This window comes from Arthrobacter sp. 10L424 (assembly GCF_056395325.1).
Genome location: NZ_JBFTJH010000011.1, coordinates 21853 through 40159 on the forward strand (window position 1 = coordinate 21853; position 18307 = coordinate 40159).

The following is an 18307-nucleotide window of genomic DNA, read 5'->3' on the forward strand; positions in this document are numbered from 1 at the left end:
CTACTGCCCTGTTGCCCGGCCACCGGGCTGCCCGAACCGCCCATCCACCTGCCCTGACCACCAATTCAAGGACGAAGACCCATGTCAGTTGTATCCGCACCAACGAAGATGCGCACACCAAAGGAAATCAACGGTGTGATCCTCCGCAGAGTCATGCCGCTGCTCATCGGCGCCTACATCATGGCGTTCCTGGACCGCACCAACATCGGCATGGCCAAGGACCGGCTCGAGATTGACCTCGGCATCTCTGCCACCGCCTACGGCATCGGCGCCGGCCTGTTCTTCCTGACCTACGCCCTCTCCGAAATCCCGTCCAACCTGATCATGCACAAGGTGGGCGCGCGTTTCTGGATCATGCGGATCATGATCACGTGGGGCATCATCTCCGCCTGCATGGCCTTTGTGCAGGGCGAATGGTCCTTCTACATCATGCGGATGCTGCTCGGCGTCGCCGAGGCCGGGCTCTTCCCCGGCGTGATGTACTTCCTGACCCAATGGTTCGTCGTCAAGGACCGGGCGAAGGCCAACGGCATGTTCCTGCTGGGCGTGTCCATCGCCAACATCGTCGGCGCACCGCTGGGCGGCCTGCTCCTCACCATGGACGGCTTCGGCGGCCTGCACGGCTGGCAGTGGATGTTCATCATCGAAGGCCTGCCCGCCTGCGTCCTGGCCTACGTCGTCTGGAAGAAGCTTCCGGACCGTCCCACCCAGGCCACGTTCCTCACCGCTGAAGAAGCCACCGACCTCGAAGCCCGCATCGCCGCAGAGGAGAGGGCGGGCGCTGAAGCGTCCGGCAACCACCGCCTCCGCGACATCCTCAGGGACAAGCAGATCCTGCTCGTGGTCGGCATCTACTTCACCCACCAGATCGCCGTGTACGCGCTGTCCTACTTCCTGCCCTCCATCATCGGCACGTACGGCAAGCTCAACCCGCTGCAGATCGGCCTGCTGACGGCCATCCCGTGGATCTTCTCCGCCGCCGGCGCCCTGCTGGTTCCCCGGTTCGCCACCGACGGCCGGCGCTCCCGCCTGCTGGTCACGGGAACGATGATCGGCATCGTCTCTGGCTTCGCCCTCGGCGCCGTCGGCGGTCCCCTCCTGGGCATGATCGGCTTCTGCCTCGCCGCCTTCAACTTCTTCGCACTGCAGCCGATCCTCTTCACGTACCCGGCCACCCGGCTCACCGGCGCCGCCCTCGCCGGCGGCATCGCCTTCGTCAACACCATCGGCCTCTGCGGCGGCTTCCTCGGCCCGTACGTGATGGGCATGATGCAGGACGCCACCGGCTCCAAGCTCTCCGGGCTCTGGTTCATCGTGGGCATGTGCATCATCGGCGCCCTGCTCTCGCTCATGCTCAAGCGCGGCACCGAAAAGCCCGAGCTCGCCCCCGTAGCCCACTAAGCCTCACCGGACCGACTGATCCTGCTGACGCGCGCCAGACGCGCGGGCGTCAGCAGGATCAGTCCACCGCTCCACCAACGCAAGGAAACGTCATGGATTTCAGCTCAAAAAGGGTGCTGGTCACCGCCGGCGCCAACGGCATCGGCCTGGCCATCGCCACCAAGTTCCAGGCGCTCGGCGCCGCCGTCTTCGTCACGGATATTGACCCCGACGCCGTCGCGAAGGCCCGCGTCAACGGCCTAGCCGCCGCCGTTAGCGACGTCTCCGACGAGGACCAGGTCCGCGAACTGATGTCCCTGGTCCAGTCGGAACTGGGCGGCTTGGACGTCCTGGTCAACAACGCCGGCATCGCGGGACCCACCGGGCCTCTCGAATCGCTGGACACGGCCGCCTGGAAGGCGACCTTCGACGTCAATATCCACGGCCAGTTCTTCTGCATCAAGCACGCCCTGCCGATGCTGCGGCAGGGCAGCGAAGCCTCGATCGTGAACCTCTCCTCCGCCGCCGGCCGGCTGGGCATGGCCGGGCGCAGCGCCTATTCGGCGTCGAAGTGGGCCGTGATCGGGCTGACCAAGACGCTCGCGATCGAACTCGGCCCCGACCGGATCCGGGTCAATGCGATCTGCCCCGGCGCGGTCAACGGCCCCCGGATCGACGCCGTCATCGCGGCCAAGGCGCAGATGCTGGACCTCCCGGCGGACCAGGTCTCCGAGCTCTACCACAACCAGTCCTCGCTGGGACGGCTGATCGAAGCCGAGGACATCGCCAACATGGCCGCCTTCGCCGCCAGCGACATGGCCCGCAACGTCAACGGCCAGGCCCTGGCCGTCGACGGCAACACCGAGAAACTCTACTGATCCGGCCCGCCCGGAAAATTCGGCCCACCCTAGGAGACCCCCATGGCTGCTTCCCGCAAAGTCATCATCACCAGCGCCGTCACCGGCGCCATCCACACCCCGTCCATGTCCCCGTACCTGCCGGTCTCCCCCGATGAGATCGCCGACGCCGCCATCGGCGCCGCGGAGGCTGGCGCCGCGATTGTGCACATGCATGCCCGCGACCCCCGGGACGGGCGGCCGTCCCAGGATCCGGAGCACTTCGCCCCGATCCTGGACAAACTCAAGCGCAACACCGACGCTGTCATCAACATCACCACCGGCGGCTCGCCGCACATGACCGTGGAAGAGCGTATGCAGCCCGCGGCCCTGTTCAAGCCCGAGCTCGCGTCCCTCAACATGGGGTCGATGAACTTCGGCCTCTACCCGATGCTGGACCGTTTTACCGAGTTCGGCCACGACTGGGAGCGGGAAGGTCTCGAGAAGAGCCGCGACCTGGTTTTCAAGAACACCTTCCAGGACATTGAGACCATCCTGGGCATCGGCAATGAGAACGGCACCCGGTTCGAGTTCGAGTGCTACGACATCTCGCACCTGAACAACCTGGCGCACTTCCACGCCCGGGGCCTGGCCAAGGGTCCGCTGTTCGTCCAGTCCGTTTTCGGCCTGCTCGGCGGGATCGGCGCCCACCCGGAGGACCTGATGCACATGCGCCGTACGGCCGACCGGCTCCTCGGCGACGACTACCAGTGGTCCATCCTGGGCGCCGGGAAGAACCAGATGCCCCTGGCCACCATCGGCGCCGCCATGGGCTCGCACGTCCGGGTCGGGCTGGAGGACTCGCTCTGGATCGGCCCCGGACAGCTCGCAACGTCCAACGCGCAGCAGGTCACCCGGATCCGCACCATCCTCGAGGCCCTCAACTTTGAGGTCGCCACCCCGGACGAGGCCCGCGAAATGCTGCAGCTCAAGGGCCGCGACAAGGTCGGCTTCTAAGCGCATGAGCATCCTCGTTGCCCCGGACAGCTTCAAGGGGACCTTCACCGCCGTCGAGGTTTCCCGCCACATTGCGGCCGGGATCCGGTCCGCCGGCGGTGAGGCGGTTGAGCTGCCGGTGGCCGACGGCGGCGAGGGAACCTTTGCCGTGCTGGTCCGGGGCCTGGACGCCCGGCAGGTCACCGTCAGCACGGTCGGGCCGTGGGGCGACGCCGTCACGGCGGCGATCGGGCTGACGGCGGACGGGACCGCCATCGTTGAACTTGCCGCCGCCAGCGGACTCAACCTTCCCTCCAGCCGGGGGCGGGACCCGCTGGCTGCCAGCACGTACGGCACGGGTGTGCTGATCGCGGAGGCCGCCCGGCTGGGGGCACGGCGGATCCTGGTGGCATCCGGCGGGTCCGCCACGACCGACGGCGGCGCCGGCGCCATCGCTGCGATCGAGGAACTCGGGGGACTCCGGGGCGCGGACGTCGCGGTCCTGAGCGACGTCACCACCCGGTTCGGCGACGCCGCGCGGATCTTCGGACCCCAGAAGGGCGCCGGCCCGGCCGCCGTGGACATTCTCACCGACCGGCTCGAGCAGCAGGCCCTGGCGTTCCTCCGCGAGCACGGCCGTGACCCGCGCACCGTTGACCGGACTGGAGCCGCCGGCGGGTTTTCCGGCGGGATGTGGGCGCGCTACGGGGCGACGCTGGCCTCCGGTGCGGACTACGTGCTGGACCTCCTGGACTTCGAGCAGCACCTCGCCGGCTGCAGCGCGGTTGTGGTCGGAGAGGGCCGGCTGGATTCACAGACCGGCCAGGGCAAGATCATCGCGGCAATTCTCGCCCGCTGCGGGACAAAGAGCGTTTACGCCGTCGTTGGGTCTGTGGGCGCCGACCTGGGCGATTACGCCGGCAACTTCGACGACGTCATGGTCGCCAGTGACGCGGCCGCGATGGTGGCCGCCGGGGCAAGCGTGGCCCGCACCGCGGGACATGCCCTCCGCTAGCCGTGAGCACTGGACATAATCCCACTATGTCCACTCGCAGGACCAAGGAATGAGCATGCCCCTCGGACTGGAGCTCAAGACTGGACATGTCCCCTATCGCACTCGGCGCTTAGCGCGGCCCCGTTAAACCATTTCGGCGGTCGGCTCCCCCAAGGAGCCGACCGCCAATTAATGGGGCTGGTCCGATGTCGGGAGACCAGCCCGGAGCGGTCGGGGGAACCGCCCCTGCAGGGGAACTTCGCTGTTTATGCATCTTGTCACACATGTGACAGATTTGTCACGCGATATTTTCGGCGTTTCCGTGGGTAGTCTTTTGACCATGGATGAGACAGCAGCAGTGCAGCACCACACCACCCAGTCCGTCTTCCTGGACAAGGCCCACCCCGCCGCCTGGCGGGCCCTCAACGGGCTTGGCCTGAAAGCCAAAGAAGCCGCGGATGACGCCGGCCTGGACCAGACGCTGATCGAACTGCTGAACGTCCGCATCTCACAGATCAACGGCTGCGCCTACTGCCTGGACCTGCACGTGGGCGACGCCGTGAAGAACGGCGAAACCGCCCAGCGCCTCGCCGTCCTCCCGGCCTGGCGGGACACGGACCTGTTCACCGAGAAGGAACGCGCGGCCCTGACCCTGGCCGAGGCCATCACTAACATCTCCGACGCCCGCGCCCGCGAACACGAGGGCGCCACCGCCCGGAAACACCTCACGGACGCGGAGTTCTCCGCCGTCAGCTGGCTGGTGATCGCCATGAACGCGTTCAACCGGGTGTCGATCGTCAGCCAGCACCCGGTCCGCAAGGGCCGGGGCGAGCCCGGCACCGCCGGCCGCCGTCAGGCCGGGTAGATCGCCACAGCCGCCGCTTTGACCACGAAGTAGACCTCGAGACCGGGAGCCAGGCCGAGGTCCGCGGAGGCAGCAGGGGTCACGTCCGCGGACAGCTCGCCGGCGCGGACCCGGATCTGGTCGCCGTGCGGCTCCAGGTCCGTGACCGTGACCCGGAACGAGTTCCGGGGACTGCCGTGCGCCTCGCTCAGGAAAACGGACACGGCCGACGGCGGGAACGCCGCCACGCCTGCCTGCCCCGCGACGAGCGGCGCGTCGTGTTGACCGGCGAACTCGAGCCCCTCGGCGGACCGGATGCCGGCGGTCGTCACGGTCCCCGGCACCAGGTTCAGCCCGGCCAGCCCCGCGGCGAAGCGGCTGCGCGGCCGCCGGAGGACCTCACGCGTGGGGCCGTCCTCGGTAATCCGGCCCTCCTCCATCACGATCACCCGGTCCGCGAGCATGTACGCATCCAGGACATCGTGGGTGACAATGATGGCCCGCCGCCCGGCCAGCACCCGCTTGAGCAGCCGCCGCAGCAGCGGAGCCGCGTGGATGTCCAGGGCGGACAGCGGCTCGTCGAGCAGCAGCACCTCCGGATCCACGGCCAGGGCCCGCGCCGCCGCCACACGCTGCGCCTGCCCGCCGGACAGCTCCCCGGGCCGGCGATCGGCGAGGCCTGCGGCGTCGACCTCGGCCAGCCAGTGCCGTGCGGTCTCCCGGGCCTCCCGTTTGGGCACCCCCGCGCTCCGCGGTCCGAAGGCGACGTTTTCGAGCGCGCTCAGGTGCGGAAACAGCAGCGGATCCTGGGCCAGCAGGGCGGTGCCGCGGCGGTGCGGCGCGGTCCAGGTGTGCACGCCTTCGCCGAGCTCAAACAGGACCCGGCCGTGCACCTCGGACCGGCCGCTGTCCGGGCGGACCAGCCCGGAAATCACGGACAGCAGGGTGGATTTTCCGGCCCCGTTCGGGCCGAGCACCGCGACCGTCTCACCGGGCGCCATGCTCAGGGAGACCTCAAAGCGGCGGGCGGCGAGGGCGGCGTCGAGAGTGAACGTCATGCCGCCGCCCGCTCTGTTTGGCCCGCGCTGCGGGCCGTTCTGCTGCCGGACCCGGCCGGCGCGGGTCCCCGGTAGGAGAGCCCGACGACGACGACCGCCACCACGACGAGCAGCAGGGACAGCGCGACGGCGGCGTCGGCGTCGGTCTCCCGCTGCAGGTAGATTTCCAGCGGCAGCGTGCGGGTGACTCCCTGCAGGCTGCCCGCGAAGGTGAGCGTGGCACCGAATTCGCCCAGGCTTCGGGCGAAGGAAAGCACTGCCCCCGCAGCGAGCCCGGGCAACACCAGCGGCAGGGTGACCCGGCGCAGCACGGTCGTGGGGCGCGCGCCGAGGGTGGCGGCCACGGCCTCGTACCGGCTGCCGGCGGAGCGGAGCGCGCCTTCGAGGCTGACCACGAGGAACGGCATGGCCACGAACGTTTGGGCGAGGACCACCGCCGTCGTGGAGAACGCGATCTGGATCCCGGCGATTTCGAGGCTCTTGCCCAGGAGGCCCTGGCGGCCGAAGGCGTAGAGCAGCGCGATGCCGCCCACCACCGGGGGCAGCACCAGCGGCAGCAGGACGAAGGAGCGCAGCAGCCGCATGCCGGGGAAGTCGCCGCGGGCCAGCACCAGCGCCAGCGGCACCCCGAACAGCACGCACAGCACCGTGCTCGCGGCGGCCGTGCGGAGGCTCAGCCCCAGGGCCGTGAGCGAGGATTCGGACGTGATGAGCGGGATGAACTGCGGCCAGTTGACCCTGGCCACCATGCCCACAAGCGGCAGCAGCACCAGCAGCGCCCCGACGGCGGCAACGGCCATCACCCAGCGTGGAATCCCGCTATAGGAACTGTCCCCCCGGCGTCTCACGGTGCCTAAGGGGTTCCGAAGCCGGCGCCGCTGAGGATCCGCCGGCCATCGGGGCCAGAGACCGCCGCGATGAACGCTGCAGCGAGCTCCTTGTTCTTGCTGGTCCGCACCGCGGCGATGGGATAGGTGTTAACGGCCTGCGAGGCCTCGGCGAAGGGGATTTCCTTCACTTTGTCTCCGGCGGTCCTGACGTCCGTGACGTAGACCAGCCCGGCATCGGCCTCTCCGGAGACCACCTTGCCCAGGACATCGGTCACGGACGCTTCCTCGCTGACCGGCTTCAGGGTGGTGCCGGTTTTCTGCTCAAGGGTCTTTGTGGCCGCGCCGCACGGAACCTGGGCCGCGCAAATGACCGCTTTCACCCCCGGCCTGGCGAGATCCGCGAAGGAGGTGATGGACGCGGGGTTAGCCGGGGGCACGGCAATCGTCAGCACATTGGTGGCGAAGTCCGCGGGCGATCCTTCCACCAGCGAAGCGTCGGAAACCTTCGCCATGTTCTTGGTATCGGCGGAGGCAAACACGTCCGCCGGCGCGCCCTGGCTGATCTGGGCGGCCAGGTCGGAGGAGCCGGCGAAGCTGAACATGATCTTGGTCCCGGGATTCCTGGCCTCGAATTCACTGGCCAGCTCGGTGAAGGTGGCCTTCAGGGAAGCCGCGGCGAAGACCGTGATGGTCCCCGAGGGCTTCGCGCCCTCCGACGCGCCGGCAGCAGCGGACGACGGGCCGCCCGTCGAGCCGGGCGTACCTGTGGAGCAGCCGGTGAGCCCGACGGCCAGTACGCCTGCGATCAGGAGGGCCTGGATGCCTGGAAGTTTCATGCGATGCTCTTCCCTTTTGGAGTTTCGATGATCACCGTGGTGGCCTTGACGACGGCGGTCGCAACCGAGCCGAGCTCCAGGCCCAGCTCCCGCACTGCCTCGCTGCTCATCAGCGACACCACCCGGAACGGCCCGCACTGCAGCTCCACCTGGGCCATAACGGTGTCCGCGGTGATGGCGGTGACAAGGCCGACGAAGCGGTTGCGGGCCGAGCTGCCCGCCCGGGCCGGATCCTCCGGAAGCTGGGCCTGCTCCCGGGCGAGCCGCGCAAGTTCCAGCCCGTCCACGGCGAGCCGCCCGGCGTCGTCCTTGTGGGCGGTCAGGCTGCCGTTCTCGGTCCAGCGCCGGATGGTGTCATCGCTGACACCAAGCAACCGGGCCGCTTCCGAAACGCGAATATTAGGCATGCGGCAACTCTAACCCGCATTTGCGGAGTAGGAGGCGCTTCTGTCCCGCAGATTCGGAATTTACTGCCCGACGCCGACCCGCCGCTTATCCGCACGCGCACTATCCCCGGCGTCCCCACCGGACCTAAAATTTCCGCGAGGGGTGGAGCCGCGGTCGCCGAGGAGCGCCGCCGTGAAGTGGATTACACCTGTTGACCCGGGCTACGACGAATCCCGGACGTTGTTCAACGCCATGATCGACCGCCGCCCGGCGGTGATCGCACCCTGCGGTGACGCCGCCGACGTCGCCGAGGCCCTGCAGTATGCCAAGGACTACAGCCTGGCGGTTGCCGTCCGGGCCGGCGGGCACTCCGTCGCCGGCATGTCATTGAACGACGGCGGCCTGGTGATCGACGTCCGGCCGATGAAGTCCGTCAGCGTGGACCCCGCGGCCCGCACGGTCACAGCCGGCGCCGGGCTGACGTGCGGGGAATTCGACCGGGCCACCCAGCAGCACGGCCTCGCGCTCACCGGTGGCCGCGTCTCCACCACGGGCCTGGCCGGCTTCACGCTGGGCGGCGGTTCCGGCTGGCTTGAGCGGGCCTTCGGCTTTGCCTGCGACGACCTGATTTCCGTGGACCTGGTGACGGCTTCCGGGGAGCAAGTGACGGCCAGCGCGGCGGAGAACCCCGAGTTGTTCTGGGCGCTGCACGGCGGCGGGGGGAACTTCGGCGTCGCCACGTCCTTTACGTTTGGCCTGCACCGGCTCGGTCCGACCGTGCATGCGGGCCTGATGCTGTGGCCGGGCGACGCAGCTCAGGAGGTCAGCCGCGGCTACCGGGAACTCGCGCTGGCGGCGCCGAATGAGGAATGCGCAACCATCGCCTACCTCACTGCCCCGCCCGAACCGTTCGTGCCTCCGGTGATGGTCGGCAAGATGGCGGTCGGCGTCGTCTACGTTTATGCCGGGGACGCCGCGGAAGGCGCCGAGCACGCCAAACCCTACCGCGGGCTGGGACCCGCCGTGGAGCTCCTGGAGGACACCGGCTATGCCGACTTCCAGTGCTCACTGGACGACCCGCCGGGCAAGTACAACTACTGGACGGCGGATTATCACGACGAGCTTCCCGATGCCGCACTGGACGTCATCATCGAGTCAGCCCACAACCTGCCGGGTCCCAGTTCCCAGCTCCTGGTGCCCCACTGGGGCGGGGCGGTGGGTGGCCCGGCCGCGGCGGCGACGCCGCTGCGGCACCGGAACTCCAGCTGGGTGACCCACCCGTTCGGGCTGGGTGACACCCCGGCGGGCGGCCAGGAGGCGAAGGCCTGGGTCAAAAGGTTCCGCCAGGACATCGCCCCGTACGCGAACGGCGGCGTGTGGCTGAACTTCATCGGCGACGAGGGCCAGGACCGCGTCCGTGCGGCGTTCGGCGAGGAGAATTACAGCAGGCTGGCCCGGGTGAAAAGGGAGTTTGATCCGGAGAACACTTTCCGCGGGAACCAGAACATCCGGCCCGCCGCGCCCTGATCCGCGACCTGACCCGCATCCTGATCTGCGGGCACGTCCCGCAGGCTTACGGCCCGGGCTGTGAGACGGTTGGTAAGTAGCGTGACCATCCGACCGTGGGAGAAAAAATCAGCATGCGCAGTCCGGAAAAGACAACCCCGTGGGGCGACAGCCTGGGCCGCGCCAGCATCAGGACCGCACAGGTGCTCCTGCTGCTGGTCCTGACCGTGGTGGTGGTCTATGCCCTGATCCAGGTCCGGCTCGTGGTGATTCCGGCGCTGCTGGCGCTGATCCTGGCCGCCGCGATCGCACCCTTCGTGCACCTGCTGCGCCGCCGGGGCTGGCCCGGAACGGCCGCCACCACCGTGTCGTTCCTGCTGCTCCTGGCCGCGTTCGGGGCCGTGATCACGGGCATCGTCCTGGCCGTCATGAGCCAGTCCGACGAACTGGCCAGCAAGGCCACGGAGGGCTTCGACCGGGTTTACGAGTTCATCCGCACCGGCCCCTTCCCGATCGATGACCAGCAGATCCAGCAGGCCCGCGACGCCGCCATCGACTTCGCCACCAGCAGCACCGTCGGCGCCGGCGCCATTTCCGGACTCAGCGCGGCCGGAAACTTCATCACCGGCGCCCTGCTGATGGCGGTAATCCTGTTCTTCTTCCTGAAGGACGGAGAGCGCATCTGGGCCTTCGTGCTGCGGGCGTTCAAGGGAGAGAAGCTGGTCAGAGCCCGTCGTGCCGGGGAGCGGAGCCTCAACGTGCTCGGCGGCTACGTGCGCGGGACCTCCATCGTGGCCTTCGTGGACGCGTTCTTCATCGGCCTGGCGCTCGTCATCATGGGAGTGCCCCTCGCCCTGCCGCTCGCGGCACTGACCTTCATCGGCGCCTTCATCCCGCTGATCGGCGCCACCCTGGCCGGGATCCTGGCTGCGCTCGTCGCGCTGGTGGCCAACGGCCCGCTCGCGGCGCTGATCGTGATCATCGTGGTGATCGTGGTCAACCAGCTCGAGGGCAATTTCCTGCAACCCGTCGTCATGGGCCAGGCACTCAACGTGCATGCTCTCGTCATCCTGCTGGCCCTCACCGCCGGCACCATCCTCGCCGGGATCATCGGCGCCATCCTTGCCGTCCCCCTCGTGGCAGTGGCCTGGGCCGCGATCAAGGCGTGGAACTCGGCAGACGCCATCACCCCCGAGGCCATCGCGGAGGCCGAGCATGAGACCCGGCTGAACGAAAACGGCGAGGGCGTGCGCTCCAAGCCGCACCACGCCCGGACGCAGCAGGAAGACCAGTCCGACACCGCGGACGCGGACGCCACCCACGGCTGATCCGCGGCCTGTCTAGACTTCCAGTATGGCCATTTATCTTGACCCTCCGCTCTGGCCGGCGCACGGGACGCACTTCTCGCACCTGATCTCGGACACCTCGCTCGAGGAACTGCACGCATTCGCTGCGGCGTCCGGCATCCCGGAAAGGGCGTTCGACGGCGACCATTACGACGTCGCCGAGGCCCGGTACAGCGCGCTTGTGGCGGCCGGGGCCGTCCCGGTGGAGGGCAGGGTCCTGGTCCGCAAACTGATTTCCAGCGGCCTGCGGATCCCCGCCCGGCGGCGCAACAGCTCCCTCAAACTCCCCCTGCTGACCCGCTGGAACGCCCTGCTGCCGGGCCGCGACGCGCTCTTCCTGGACCTGCTGGACCGCTGGGGCGAGGAGCACCGGAAATACCACGGCCGCACCCACCTGCTCGCTGTCCTCGAAGCCCTGGACCTTCTCACCGGGCCCGCCGATCCGCCGCGCACCGTGCTCCTCGCCGCCTGGTTCCACGACGCCGTCTACCGCGGAATCGCAGGCCAGGACGAGGAGGAATCGGCCCGGCTCGCCGAGGACAGGCTTGCCCACGCGGGCCTCCCCGCGGCCGAGGTGGACGAAGTGGCCCGCCTGGTGCGGATGACGGCCGACCACCAGCCGGAGACCGGCGACGGCGCCCTCCTCAGCGACGCCGACCTCTCCGTCCTCGGCGGAACCCCGGACGCCTACGCGCGGTACCTGGCCGCCGTCCGGCAGGACTTTGCGCACATCGGCGACGACGATTTCGCCGCCGGACGCGCCGCCGTCGTCCGCCAACTCCTGCAACTGGAGCCGCTGTTCCACACCCCGCGCGGCAGGGACCTGTGGCTGGCGGCGGCGCGGCGGAACCTGCAGGGCGAGCTCGCATAGACGGGACGCCCACCCCCCTAGCCAAATAGATACTAGATTGCTAGCATTCTAGCCATGGTCGAGAAAACGCAGTTCAACGTGTACCTGCCGGCGCCGCTGGTGAAGCGGGTCAAACATGCCGCCATCGAAGAGGGCATGTCCCTGTCGACCTATGTGGAACAAGCACTGACGCAAGTCCTCAACAGCAAGGAAGGCCCGGAAAAATGAGAATCACGCCGATCCGCTACGTGCGGGATATCGAGACGTCCAACCGCTTCTACGCCCTGCTCGGCCTCACGGAGCAAACTGCGGCCACCAGCGGCACCTGGGCCGAACTGCGCGGCGACGGCGGCGGGCTGGGGCTCCACATCGCCGCCAGCCCCGGAACCCACCTCGACGCCGGCGCGGTGTCGCTGCAGTTCACCAGCGACGAGAAGCTGGAGCCCCTTGCCGGGCGCCTGGCCACGGCCGGCTTCGCGCCGTCCGCCATTATCGATGAAACCTTCGGCCGCTTCTTCACCGTCGCGGACCCCGACGGGTATGTCCTCCAGGTCAATGAGGCGGACGAGGAGCTGCAGAACATCAGCTACGAGACCCGTGAATCCGCGGCCCTGAAAGCGTAGCCGGGTCCACAACGCGGGGTTACGTGGCGCCCATCAACCCCGTCGGGACGGACGCTGGGTGACCCGCGTTGCACGGATTCTCAGGGACTGCGGCGGAGGTGTTCGGCGAGGCGGTCAAAGGATTCACGCCAGCCAACGCCGTGGGCGTCGCGGCTTTCGATCGTTTCGAAAGGGCCCTGGAGAAACGTCATCCGGGTGCCGCCGTCGACCTCGTCCAGCTGGAACGTCACCTCGGTCTCAAAGCCGCGGGTTCCGTCCGGCTTGTCCCAGGCATGGGTGAAAACCAGGAGGTTGGGCGGCTCGATGTCCGTGTGGACGCCGCCCCACCAGAGTTCTTCTCCCGTGCTGTCGTGGACCATGCAGGCCCGGTAAAGTCCGCCGACCTCCGGGTCCGCCTCGATGCTCTCGCGCGGAGTGTGGAAGCCCCGCGGCCCCCACCACTCCGGTGCCTGCTCCGGGTCGGTCAATGCCGACCACACCCGGGGAACGGGGGCTTGGAACTCCCGGGTAATGACCAGCATGAGGTCCTCGGCCGCGGCGTGGACAACACCCTGGCCCGACGGCGCCGGAGTGGCGCTGGCATGCTCGGACATTGCGGTCCTCCTCTGAAGCGGACTAGCGGTATGACTTGCTGTAGGCCGTCACGAAAGGCCTGTCAGTCGGGACGATCTGTTTGCCCAGCGGCATGAGCGAGACCGGAATGAGCTTGAGGTTGGCGATGGCCAGCGGGATGCCGATGATGGTGATGGCCATGGCGAAGGCGGTCACCACGTGGGCGATCGCGATCCAGATGCCGGCGACGAGCAGCCAGATGACATTCCCGAGCAGGGAGAATAGCCCGGTGCCGCCCGGGCGGTCCACCACGGTGCGCCCGAAGGGCCAGAGTGCATAGTTGGCGATGCGGAACGACGCGAGCCCCCACGGGATGGTGACGACCAGCAGGCAGCAGATGATCCCGGCCGCGAAATATCCGAGCGCCAGCCAGAGCCCGCCAAAGAGCAGCCAGATGATGTTGAGCAGTGTCTTCATGGCTCCATTGTCCCCTGCCGGAGGCCCGTCCGGCCTAGGGGTTCACCCTGAATAATTCCTGAATTGCCCCGCGTGACGCGGGCCGCGGGCGGGAAGCTTTGCGAACACACGAAAGGGCACAATACTTGGAGCATGCCTGCACTCCTGAAGTTCGCCCTGATCGTTGCCCTCGTCCTGCTGGTGGTCGGGTTGGTTGTGAAGGCCGTGCAGTTCCTGCTCTACGTGGGCCTCCTGGTCCTGGTGGGCGCCGGCGTAATGTTCTTCCTGCGCCGCTCACGTATCTCCCGCTGACGCCGCAGGCAGGGATACGCAGATGACCAACATCGGGGACCTGCTCGGGCCCATTCTCGAAGTCATGACGTGGGTGGGATTCGTCCTGGGCCTGCCGCTGCTGGTGTGGGGCTGGATTATCCGGCGGCGGCATTGCGAGTGGACCGGGACGACGGGCAAGGTGATCAGCGCCGGCGGATTCACGGGTTACAGCTGGACGGACCACCACGACGCCGACCACCACTCCCTGCTGCCGGCGGCAGAGTCGCATGATCTGGTGGTCGGGTCCGACGTCGACCTCTTTTACGATGTGTGCCACCCGTCCCGCTGGGGGCTCACCCCGCCCAAGCAGGACAACGCCGCCTGGACCCTGGGCTGGATCCTCACCGGGGTGGGCATCGTTTCGACGGTGGGCGGCTTCGTCCTGCTGCTCTTCTAGACGCCGGTCTTCCCTGGCTAGGCCTGCTTTACCAGTGCGGCGTCGACATTGATCTTCACCTTGTCGCTGACCAGCAGCCCGCCGGCTTCGAGGGCAGCGTTCCACGTCAGGCCGAAGGCCTTGCGGCTGATCTCCGTCTCAGCACTGAACCCCGCACGGGTGGCGCCGAACGGGTCGACGGCGACGCCGGTGAACTCGACCTCCAGCTCCACCGGCTTGGTGACGTCGCGGATGGTCAGGTCGCCGGTCAGCACGTAGTCCTCGCCGTCGCCCCGGATCGCCGTGGCGCGGAAGGTCATCTCCGGATACTTCTCGACGTCGAAGAAGTCTTCGCCGCGGACGTGGGCGTCGCGGTTGGCATCGCCGGAGTCAAAGCTGGCGGTTTTGATGCTGGCATGCAGGCTGGCATCCGCCAGGGAGTCCCGCACCCTGGCCTCGGCAGTCGCCTCATTGAAGCGGCCGCGGACCTTGCTGATGCCTGCGTGCCGGACGCTGAAGCCGACTTCGCTGTGGGACATGTCCAGCGTCCAGACGCCGGGGGTCAAACCTTCGGGCAGAGTCACAACGGTCTCCTTCGCGCGGTTGGCGGGCCGGGCCCGCCGGGTCATTGGGGTACTCCCCCAAGGAGCCATGCTAGCCACGGCGCCGCGGCCCGGCTAGCCCTTCGTGGTCCCCGGCGGCGCTACACCCGGCGCTTCGGCGCCCAGCCGATCGCGGGCGCGATGTGCCGGACCACGGTGCCCAGCAGCTTGGCGTTGAAGTCCACGCCGAGCTGGTTGGGGACAGTGAGCAGCAGGGTGTCGGCGTCCCGCACGGCGGCGTCGGCGGCCAGTTCCTCGGCGATGGCATCCGGCTCGCCGACGTAGCTCCGGCCGAAGCGGGCCACCAGGCCGTCGATCACCCCGACCTGGTCGCGCTTCTCCCGGAGGGCGCTGAGGCCGAAGTAGCGCCGGTCCTCGTCGTCGACGATCGGCAGGACGCTGCGGCTCACCGATACGCGCGGCTCGTGTTGATGGCCGGCGTCGGCCCAGGTCTGGCGGAACATGCCGATCTGCTCGGCCTGCAGCTGGTCGAACGGCACGCCGGTGTCCTCGGTAAGCAGCGTGGAGCTCATCAGGTTCATGCCCTGTTCCGCGGTCCAGACGGCGGTGGCCCGCGAGCCGGCGCCCCACCAGATCCGCTCCCCGAGACCCGCGGAATGCGGCTGGACGGGCAGCAGGCCGGACCCGCCGCCCGCGTAGCGCGGCTCGGCCTCTGCCATCCCGGCGCCCGAGATCGCGCGGCGGAACACCGCGGTGTGCCTCCTGGCCATGTCCGCCGCGGTCTCGCCGTCGGTCGGCACGTGGCCGAAGGCGGCGGCGCCGTCGCGGGCGGGTTCGGGTGAACCCCGGCTGATTCCCAGCTGCAGCCGCCCGCCGCTGATCAGGTCCGTCGCGGCGGCCTCCTCGGCCATGTACAGCGGGTTCTCGTAGCGCATGTCGAGCACGCCGGTTCCCATCTCGATCCGGCTGGTCCGGGCGGCGACGGCGGCCAGCAGCGGGAACGGGGAGGCCTGTTGCCGGGCGAAGTGGTGTACCCGGAAAAACGCGCCGTCCACGCCCAGTTCCTCGGCGGCGACGGCCAGTTCGATGCCCTGCAGCAGGGCGTCGCGGGCGGTCCGGGTGCGGGAACCCTCGCCGGGTCCCCAATGGCCGAAGGACAGGAATCCGATGCGCTTCATGTCAGGGGCAACACGGGAGGGCCCGGCGGCATTCCTGCCGCGGGTTCAGGACTGGGACTTGGCGGCGGCCACGAAGTCCCTGATCTTGGCCGGGTCCTTCACCCCGCGGGAGGACTCGACGCCGGAGGAGACGTCCACACCCCAGGCGCCTGCCTGCGAGGCCGCATCGGCGACGTTGGCGGGATCCAGCCCGCCGGCCAGCAGCCAGTTCCGCCCGTCCAGCCCTTTGGCGCGGACCGAGGAGTAGTCCCAGGCCTCACCGGAGCCGGGCACCGCGGCGTCGACAAGGAGCAAGTCCTCGCCCCAGTCGGCGAACGCGTCCGGTGCGGCGGACATGGTGACGGCCCGGATGAGTCTGAGCCCGGCGTCGTGCACGGTGCGCACGTCGTCCGGGGTGCGGTCGCCGTGGAGCTGGACCCACTCGAGCCCCGCCTTCCGGGCACGGACGACGGCGTCCGCCGCGGCTTCGTGCCGGAAGACGCCGACGGCGGGGAGCCCGGCCGGGACGTGGGCCAGGAGTTCCCGTGCCTGCGCCGGCGTGACTTCGCGGGGGCTGCGGGTCAGGACGAAGCCGACGGCGTCCGCCCCGGCGTCCACGGCGGTGCGGACCGACTCGGGGTTGCTGAGCCCGCATACCTTGACGAACATCCGGCTCCTTCTTCGGTGTTACTTTTGCTTCTGCCTCCGACGGTAGCAAGGACTTCGGCAGGCCGGCGCGCCGGGTGCCCAGATGACGGGCCCCGGGATGACGACGCCGCACCCGCCCCCGGGGTGACATTTGGCGCCCATGTGCTTCCAGAACATGGGCGCGAAGTATCACCTCGGCGCCGGTTCCCGGCCGGCGGATAGGGTGGAGGGATGGAGATCATCCGCTTTGCCGAGCTGAAAGCCCACCCCTGGCGCAACGGCGGCGGCGTGACGCGCGAACTGGCCAGCCATTCGGCGTCGACACCTTCCCCCGACGGTGCAGGGCCAGGCAGCACGGGTTCCGCCAACGGCTGGGACTGGCGGGTGAGCATTGCCGACGTGTCCAAGGCGGGCGACTTCTCGGCGTTCCCCGGGATGGACCGCGTCCTCACCGTCGTGGAGGGCGAGCTCCTGCTGCTCATCGTTGACGGCGCCGAGCACCCGCTCGAGAAGTACCGCCCGTTCCGGTTCTCCGGCGACGCCGCCGCGTCCGGGGCACTGCCCACGGGCGACATCCGGGACCTGAACGTCATCACCCGCAACGGCGTGTTCAAGGGTTACACCTCCATCATCGAACTCTCCAAGAAGCGGGCGCATCCCGTGTTCGAGGGCCAGCTGGGAATCCTGCTGCAGGGCCAGGCTTCGGTCACCCCCGGCGCGGCCGGAACCGGCCAGGCCGACGTCGAACCGGCCGGCAGCCCCGCCGGCGCGGGCGGAACCGCTGCGGCTGAACCGGCGACGCTCGCCCGCTATGACGCCGTCGTCGGTTCCGATACCGCCACGCCGGAGATCCTGGGCCGGGGCTTCCTCGCGGTCGTGTCGATCGACCGCGTCGGCGATTAACCCTCCGTAGCCTTCACGCGCGTGCCGCCGATGCCCACCGAGTCCTGGGACAGGCGTTGCGCGAGCCAGATCGGCACAATCGAGACGACGATCAGGACGACGGCCACGACGTTGACCACCGGCGCCTGGTTGGGCCGGAAGAGGTTCTGCAGGATCCAGATCGGCAGGGTCGTGTCCCCGGCGCCGATCGTGAAGGTGGTCACGATGATCTCGTCGAAGCTCAGCGCGAAGGCCAGCAGCCCGCCGGCCAGCAGGGCGGAGCGGAGCTGCGGGAACGTGACCAGCCGGAACGTGGTGAACACGCCGGCGCCCAGATCGGCGGACGCCTCCTCCAGTCCGCCCTGCATCCGGCGAAGCCGCGCGATGACGTTGTTGAACACCGTCACCATGCAGAAGGTGGCGTGCGCGATCACCACGGTCCACATGCTCAGCGAGACACCCAGGATGGTGGTGAACATGTTGTTCAAAGCGATGCCGGTCACGATGCCGGGCAGCGCGATCGGCAGGATCACGAGCAGGCTGATGACGTCCCGGCCGAAGAATTGATAACGCAGCAACGCGAGCGCCAGGAGCGTCCCCAACACCAGCGAAATGAGCGTCGAGACCGCCGCCACCCACAGCGAGGTGACCAGGGCCTCGCGGACGCCGGTGGAATCGAGGGCCCGCCCCCACCATTCCAGGGTGAACCCCTGCGGCGGCCAGCCGAACGTCCGGTCCGCGTTGAAGGAGTTCACCACCACCAGCAGCAGCGGGACGTAAATGAAGAGGAACACCAGCGCGGTGACGACGCCGAGGACGACTTTGGCGCTTCGGGAAAGTCTCATGGTGCTCCT

At 68.7% G+C, this 18307-nt stretch carries 23 protein-coding genes; 13 read left to right on the forward strand and 10 right to left on the reverse strand.

Annotated elements, in window-relative coordinates:
• The first annotated feature begins 81 nt into the window (after positions 1 to 81).
• The 5 genes from AC1DC5_RS16500 (at position 82) to AC1DC5_RS16520 (ending at position 5071) form a co-directional block, all read left to right on the forward strand.
• Entirely contained in the window at positions 82 to 1401 is a 1320-nt protein-coding gene (locus AC1DC5_RS16500) for an MFS transporter (RefSeq protein WP_476865853.1), read from the forward strand.
• 92 nt (positions 1402 to 1493) lie between these two features.
• Positions 1494 to 2258 carry an SDR family oxidoreductase gene (locus AC1DC5_RS16505; RefSeq protein WP_441406118.1) on the forward strand — a complete coding sequence of 255 codons (765 nt, stop codon included), beginning with the start codon at positions 1494 to 1496 and terminating at the stop codon, positions 2256 to 2258.
• A 42-nt stretch (positions 2259 to 2300) separates the two neighbouring features.
• On the forward strand, positions 2301 to 3233 hold the full coding sequence (gene kce / locus AC1DC5_RS16510) for a 3,5-dioxohexanoate:acetyl-CoA acetone transferase (protein ID WP_441406119.1): 933 nt from the start codon (positions 2301 to 2303) through the stop codon (positions 3231 to 3233).
• A gap of 4 nt (positions 3234 to 3237) precedes the next feature.
• Positions 3238 to 4227, forward strand: a complete 990-nt coding sequence (locus AC1DC5_RS16515; protein ID WP_476865854.1) for a glycerate kinase — start codon at positions 3238 to 3240, stop codon at positions 4225 to 4227.
• 319 nt (positions 4228 to 4546) lie between these two features.
• Positions 4547 to 5071: a carboxymuconolactone decarboxylase family protein gene (locus AC1DC5_RS16520; protein WP_476865855.1), complete on the forward strand. Its 525-nt coding sequence runs from the start codon at positions 4547 to 4549 to the stop codon at positions 5069 to 5071.
• Here the strand turns inward: AC1DC5_RS16520 and AC1DC5_RS16525 are convergent.
• Genes AC1DC5_RS16525 through AC1DC5_RS16540 form a run of 4 tightly spaced genes read right to left on the reverse strand, consistent with a single transcriptional unit; the run spans position 5059 to position 8181 of the window.
• Positions 5059 to 6108, reverse strand: coding sequence for a sulfate/molybdate ABC transporter ATP-binding protein (locus AC1DC5_RS16525; protein WP_476865856.1), 1050 nt, complete (start codon positions 6106 to 6108; stop codon positions 5059 to 5061). The genes AC1DC5_RS16520 and AC1DC5_RS16525 overlap by 13 nt on opposite strands.
• Positions 6105 to 6908: an ABC transporter permease gene (locus AC1DC5_RS16530; protein WP_476865965.1), complete on the reverse strand. Its 804-nt coding sequence runs from the start codon at positions 6906 to 6908 to the stop codon at positions 6105 to 6107. Before AC1DC5_RS16530 ends, AC1DC5_RS16525 begins: the two co-directional genes overlap by 4 nt.
• A gap of 53 nt (positions 6909 to 6961) precedes the next feature.
• Positions 6962 to 7774: a molybdate ABC transporter substrate-binding protein gene (gene modA / locus AC1DC5_RS16535; RefSeq protein WP_476865857.1), complete on the reverse strand. Its 813-nt coding sequence runs from the start codon at positions 7772 to 7774 to the stop codon at positions 6962 to 6964.
• The gene (locus tag AC1DC5_RS16540) at positions 7771 to 8181 is read right to left on the reverse strand and encodes a TOBE domain-containing protein (protein ID WP_476865858.1); all 411 of its coding nucleotides are present in this window, start codon (positions 8179 to 8181) and stop codon (positions 7771 to 7773) included. The genes modA and AC1DC5_RS16540 overlap by 4 nt, the downstream gene beginning before the upstream one ends.
• Before the next feature lie 172 nt (positions 8182 to 8353).
• On the opposite strand from AC1DC5_RS16540, the gene AC1DC5_RS16545 reads away from it, so the two are divergent.
• The 5 genes from AC1DC5_RS16545 (at position 8354) to AC1DC5_RS16565 (ending at position 12486) form a co-directional block, all read left to right on the forward strand.
• The gene (locus AC1DC5_RS16545; protein WP_476865859.1) at positions 8354 to 9688 is read left to right on the forward strand and encodes an FAD-binding oxidoreductase; all 1335 of its coding nucleotides are present in this window, start codon (positions 8354 to 8356) and stop codon (positions 9686 to 9688) included.
• Positions 9689 to 9801: 113 nt separating this feature from the next.
• Positions 9802 to 10995, forward strand: coding sequence for an AI-2E family transporter (locus AC1DC5_RS16550; RefSeq protein WP_476865860.1), 1194 nt, complete (start codon positions 9802 to 9804; stop codon positions 10993 to 10995).
• 25 nt (positions 10996 to 11020) lie between these two features.
• A complete protein-coding gene (locus AC1DC5_RS16555) occupies positions 11021 to 11884 on the forward strand; it encodes a DUF4031 domain-containing protein (protein WP_476865861.1) in 864 nt (287 codons plus the stop codon).
• Between the two features lie 54 nt (positions 11885 to 11938).
• Positions 11939 to 12091, forward strand: a complete 153-nt coding sequence (locus AC1DC5_RS16560) for a ribbon-helix-helix protein, CopG family (protein ID WP_476865862.1) — start codon at positions 11939 to 11941, stop codon at positions 12089 to 12091.
• A complete protein-coding gene (locus AC1DC5_RS16565) occupies positions 12088 to 12486 on the forward strand; it encodes a VOC family protein (RefSeq protein WP_476865863.1) in 399 nt (132 codons plus the stop codon). The genes AC1DC5_RS16560 and AC1DC5_RS16565 overlap by 4 nt, the downstream gene beginning before the upstream one ends.
• 80 nt (positions 12487 to 12566) lie before the next feature.
• Here the strand turns inward: AC1DC5_RS16565 and AC1DC5_RS16570 are convergent, their stop codons facing one another.
• Together AC1DC5_RS16570 and AC1DC5_RS16575 are read right to left on the reverse strand one after the other, a co-directional pair.
• On the reverse strand, positions 12567 to 13079 hold the full coding sequence (locus AC1DC5_RS16570; RefSeq protein ID WP_476865864.1) for an SRPBCC family protein: 513 nt from the start codon (positions 13077 to 13079) through the stop codon (positions 12567 to 12569).
• Positions 13080 to 13101: 22 nt separating this feature from the next.
• Positions 13102 to 13515, reverse strand: a complete 414-nt coding sequence (locus AC1DC5_RS16575; protein ID WP_476865865.1) for a YccF domain-containing protein — start codon at positions 13513 to 13515, stop codon at positions 13102 to 13104.
• 132 nt (positions 13516 to 13647) lie between these two features.
• Between AC1DC5_RS16575 and AC1DC5_RS16580 the strand changes: the two genes are divergently transcribed.
• Both AC1DC5_RS16580 and AC1DC5_RS16585 read left to right on the forward strand, forming a co-directional pair.
• Positions 13648 to 13806: a hypothetical protein gene (locus AC1DC5_RS16580; RefSeq protein WP_476865866.1), complete on the forward strand. Its 159-nt coding sequence runs from the start codon at positions 13648 to 13650 to the stop codon at positions 13804 to 13806.
• 22 nt (positions 13807 to 13828) lie between these two features.
• Positions 13829 to 14224, forward strand: coding sequence for a hypothetical protein (locus AC1DC5_RS16585; protein WP_476865867.1), 396 nt, complete (start codon positions 13829 to 13831; stop codon positions 14222 to 14224).
• 17 nt (positions 14225 to 14241) lie between these two features.
• Here the strand turns inward: AC1DC5_RS16585 and AC1DC5_RS16590 are convergent, their stop codons facing one another.
• From AC1DC5_RS16590 to AC1DC5_RS16600, 3 genes are all read right to left on the reverse strand, one after another.
• The gene (locus AC1DC5_RS16590) at positions 14242 to 14787 is read right to left on the reverse strand and encodes a YceI family protein (protein ID WP_476865868.1); all 546 of its coding nucleotides are present in this window, start codon (positions 14785 to 14787) and stop codon (positions 14242 to 14244) included.
• Between the two features lie 119 nt (positions 14788 to 14906).
• Positions 14907 to 15944: an LLM class flavin-dependent oxidoreductase gene (locus AC1DC5_RS16595; protein WP_476865869.1), complete on the reverse strand. Its 1038-nt coding sequence runs from the start codon at positions 15942 to 15944 to the stop codon at positions 14907 to 14909.
• 45 nt (positions 15945 to 15989) lie between these two features.
• Complete coding sequence (locus AC1DC5_RS16600) at positions 15990 to 16592, reverse strand: phosphoribosylanthranilate isomerase (protein ID WP_476865870.1); 603 nt, start codon at positions 16590 to 16592, stop codon at positions 15990 to 15992.
• A 210-nt stretch (positions 16593 to 16802) separates the two neighbouring features.
• Between AC1DC5_RS16600 and AC1DC5_RS16605 the strand changes: the two genes are divergently transcribed.
• Positions 16803 to 17474 carry a HutD/Ves family protein gene (locus AC1DC5_RS16605; protein WP_476865871.1) on the forward strand — a complete coding sequence of 224 codons (672 nt, stop codon included), beginning with the start codon at positions 16803 to 16805 and terminating at the stop codon, positions 17472 to 17474.
• Here the strand turns inward: AC1DC5_RS16605 and AC1DC5_RS16610 are convergent.
• On the reverse strand, positions 17471 to 18298 hold the full coding sequence (locus tag AC1DC5_RS16610; RefSeq protein WP_441406137.1) for an ABC transporter permease: 828 nt from the start codon (positions 18296 to 18298) through the stop codon (positions 17471 to 17473). The two genes, AC1DC5_RS16605 and AC1DC5_RS16610, sit on opposite strands and share 4 nt — an antisense overlap.
• Between the last annotated feature and the right edge of the window lie 9 nt (positions 18299 to 18307).

Coding starts and splice junctions, on each gene's coding strand:
- AC1DC5_RS16610 (WP_441406137.1), bottom strand. CDS start 18,298: ATGAGACTTTCCCGAAGCGCCAAAGTCGTCCTCGGCGTCGTCACCGCG.
- AC1DC5_RS16530 (WP_476865965.1), bottom strand. CDS start 6,908: ATGGCCGTTGCCGCCGTCGGGGCGCTGCTGGTGCTGCTGCCGCTTGTG.
- AC1DC5_RS16540 (WP_476865858.1), bottom strand. CDS start 8,181: ATGCCTAATATTCGCGTTTCGGAAGCGGCCCGGTTGCTTGGTGTCAGC.
- AC1DC5_RS16585 (WP_476865867.1), top strand. CDS start 13,829: ATGACCAACATCGGGGACCTGCTCGGGCCCATTCTCGAAGTCATGACG.
- AC1DC5_RS16565 (WP_476865863.1), top strand. CDS start 12,088: ATGAGAATCACGCCGATCCGCTACGTGCGGGATATCGAGACGTCCAAC.
- AC1DC5_RS16525 (WP_476865856.1), bottom strand. CDS start 6,108: ATGACGTTCACTCTCGACGCCGCCCTCGCCGCCCGCCGCTTTGAGGTC.
- AC1DC5_RS16500 (WP_476865853.1), top strand. CDS start 82: ATGTCAGTTGTATCCGCACCAACGAAGATGCGCACACCAAAGGAAATC.
- AC1DC5_RS16515 (WP_476865854.1), top strand. CDS start 3,238: ATGAGCATCCTCGTTGCCCCGGACAGCTTCAAGGGGACCTTCACCGCC.
- AC1DC5_RS16520 (WP_476865855.1), top strand. CDS start 4,547: ATGGATGAGACAGCAGCAGTGCAGCACCACACCACCCAGTCCGTCTTC.
- AC1DC5_RS16555 (WP_476865861.1), top strand. CDS start 11,021: ATGGCCATTTATCTTGACCCTCCGCTCTGGCCGGCGCACGGGACGCAC.
- AC1DC5_RS16505 (WP_441406118.1), top strand. CDS start 1,494: ATGGATTTCAGCTCAAAAAGGGTGCTGGTCACCGCCGGCGCCAACGGC.
- AC1DC5_RS16570 (WP_476865864.1), bottom strand. CDS start 13,079: ATGTCCGAGCATGCCAGCGCCACTCCGGCGCCGTCGGGCCAGGGTGTT.
- AC1DC5_RS16600 (WP_476865870.1), bottom strand. CDS start 16,592: ATGTTCGTCAAGGTATGCGGGCTCAGCAACCCCGAGTCGGTCCGCACC.
- modA (WP_476865857.1), bottom strand. CDS start 7,774: ATGAAACTTCCAGGCATCCAGGCCCTCCTGATCGCAGGCGTACTGGCC.
- AC1DC5_RS16575 (WP_476865865.1), bottom strand. CDS start 13,515: ATGAAGACACTGCTCAACATCATCTGGCTGCTCTTTGGCGGGCTCTGG.
- AC1DC5_RS16595 (WP_476865869.1), bottom strand. CDS start 15,944: ATGAAGCGCATCGGATTCCTGTCCTTCGGCCATTGGGGACCCGGCGAG.
- AC1DC5_RS16560 (WP_476865862.1), top strand. CDS start 11,939: ATGGTCGAGAAAACGCAGTTCAACGTGTACCTGCCGGCGCCGCTGGTG.
- AC1DC5_RS16550 (WP_476865860.1), top strand. CDS start 9,802: ATGCGCAGTCCGGAAAAGACAACCCCGTGGGGCGACAGCCTGGGCCGC.
- kce (WP_441406119.1), top strand. CDS start 2,301: ATGGCTGCTTCCCGCAAAGTCATCATCACCAGCGCCGTCACCGGCGCC.
- AC1DC5_RS16580 (WP_476865866.1), top strand. CDS start 13,648: ATGCCTGCACTCCTGAAGTTCGCCCTGATCGTTGCCCTCGTCCTGCTG.
- AC1DC5_RS16605 (WP_476865871.1), top strand. CDS start 16,803: ATGGAGATCATCCGCTTTGCCGAGCTGAAAGCCCACCCCTGGCGCAAC.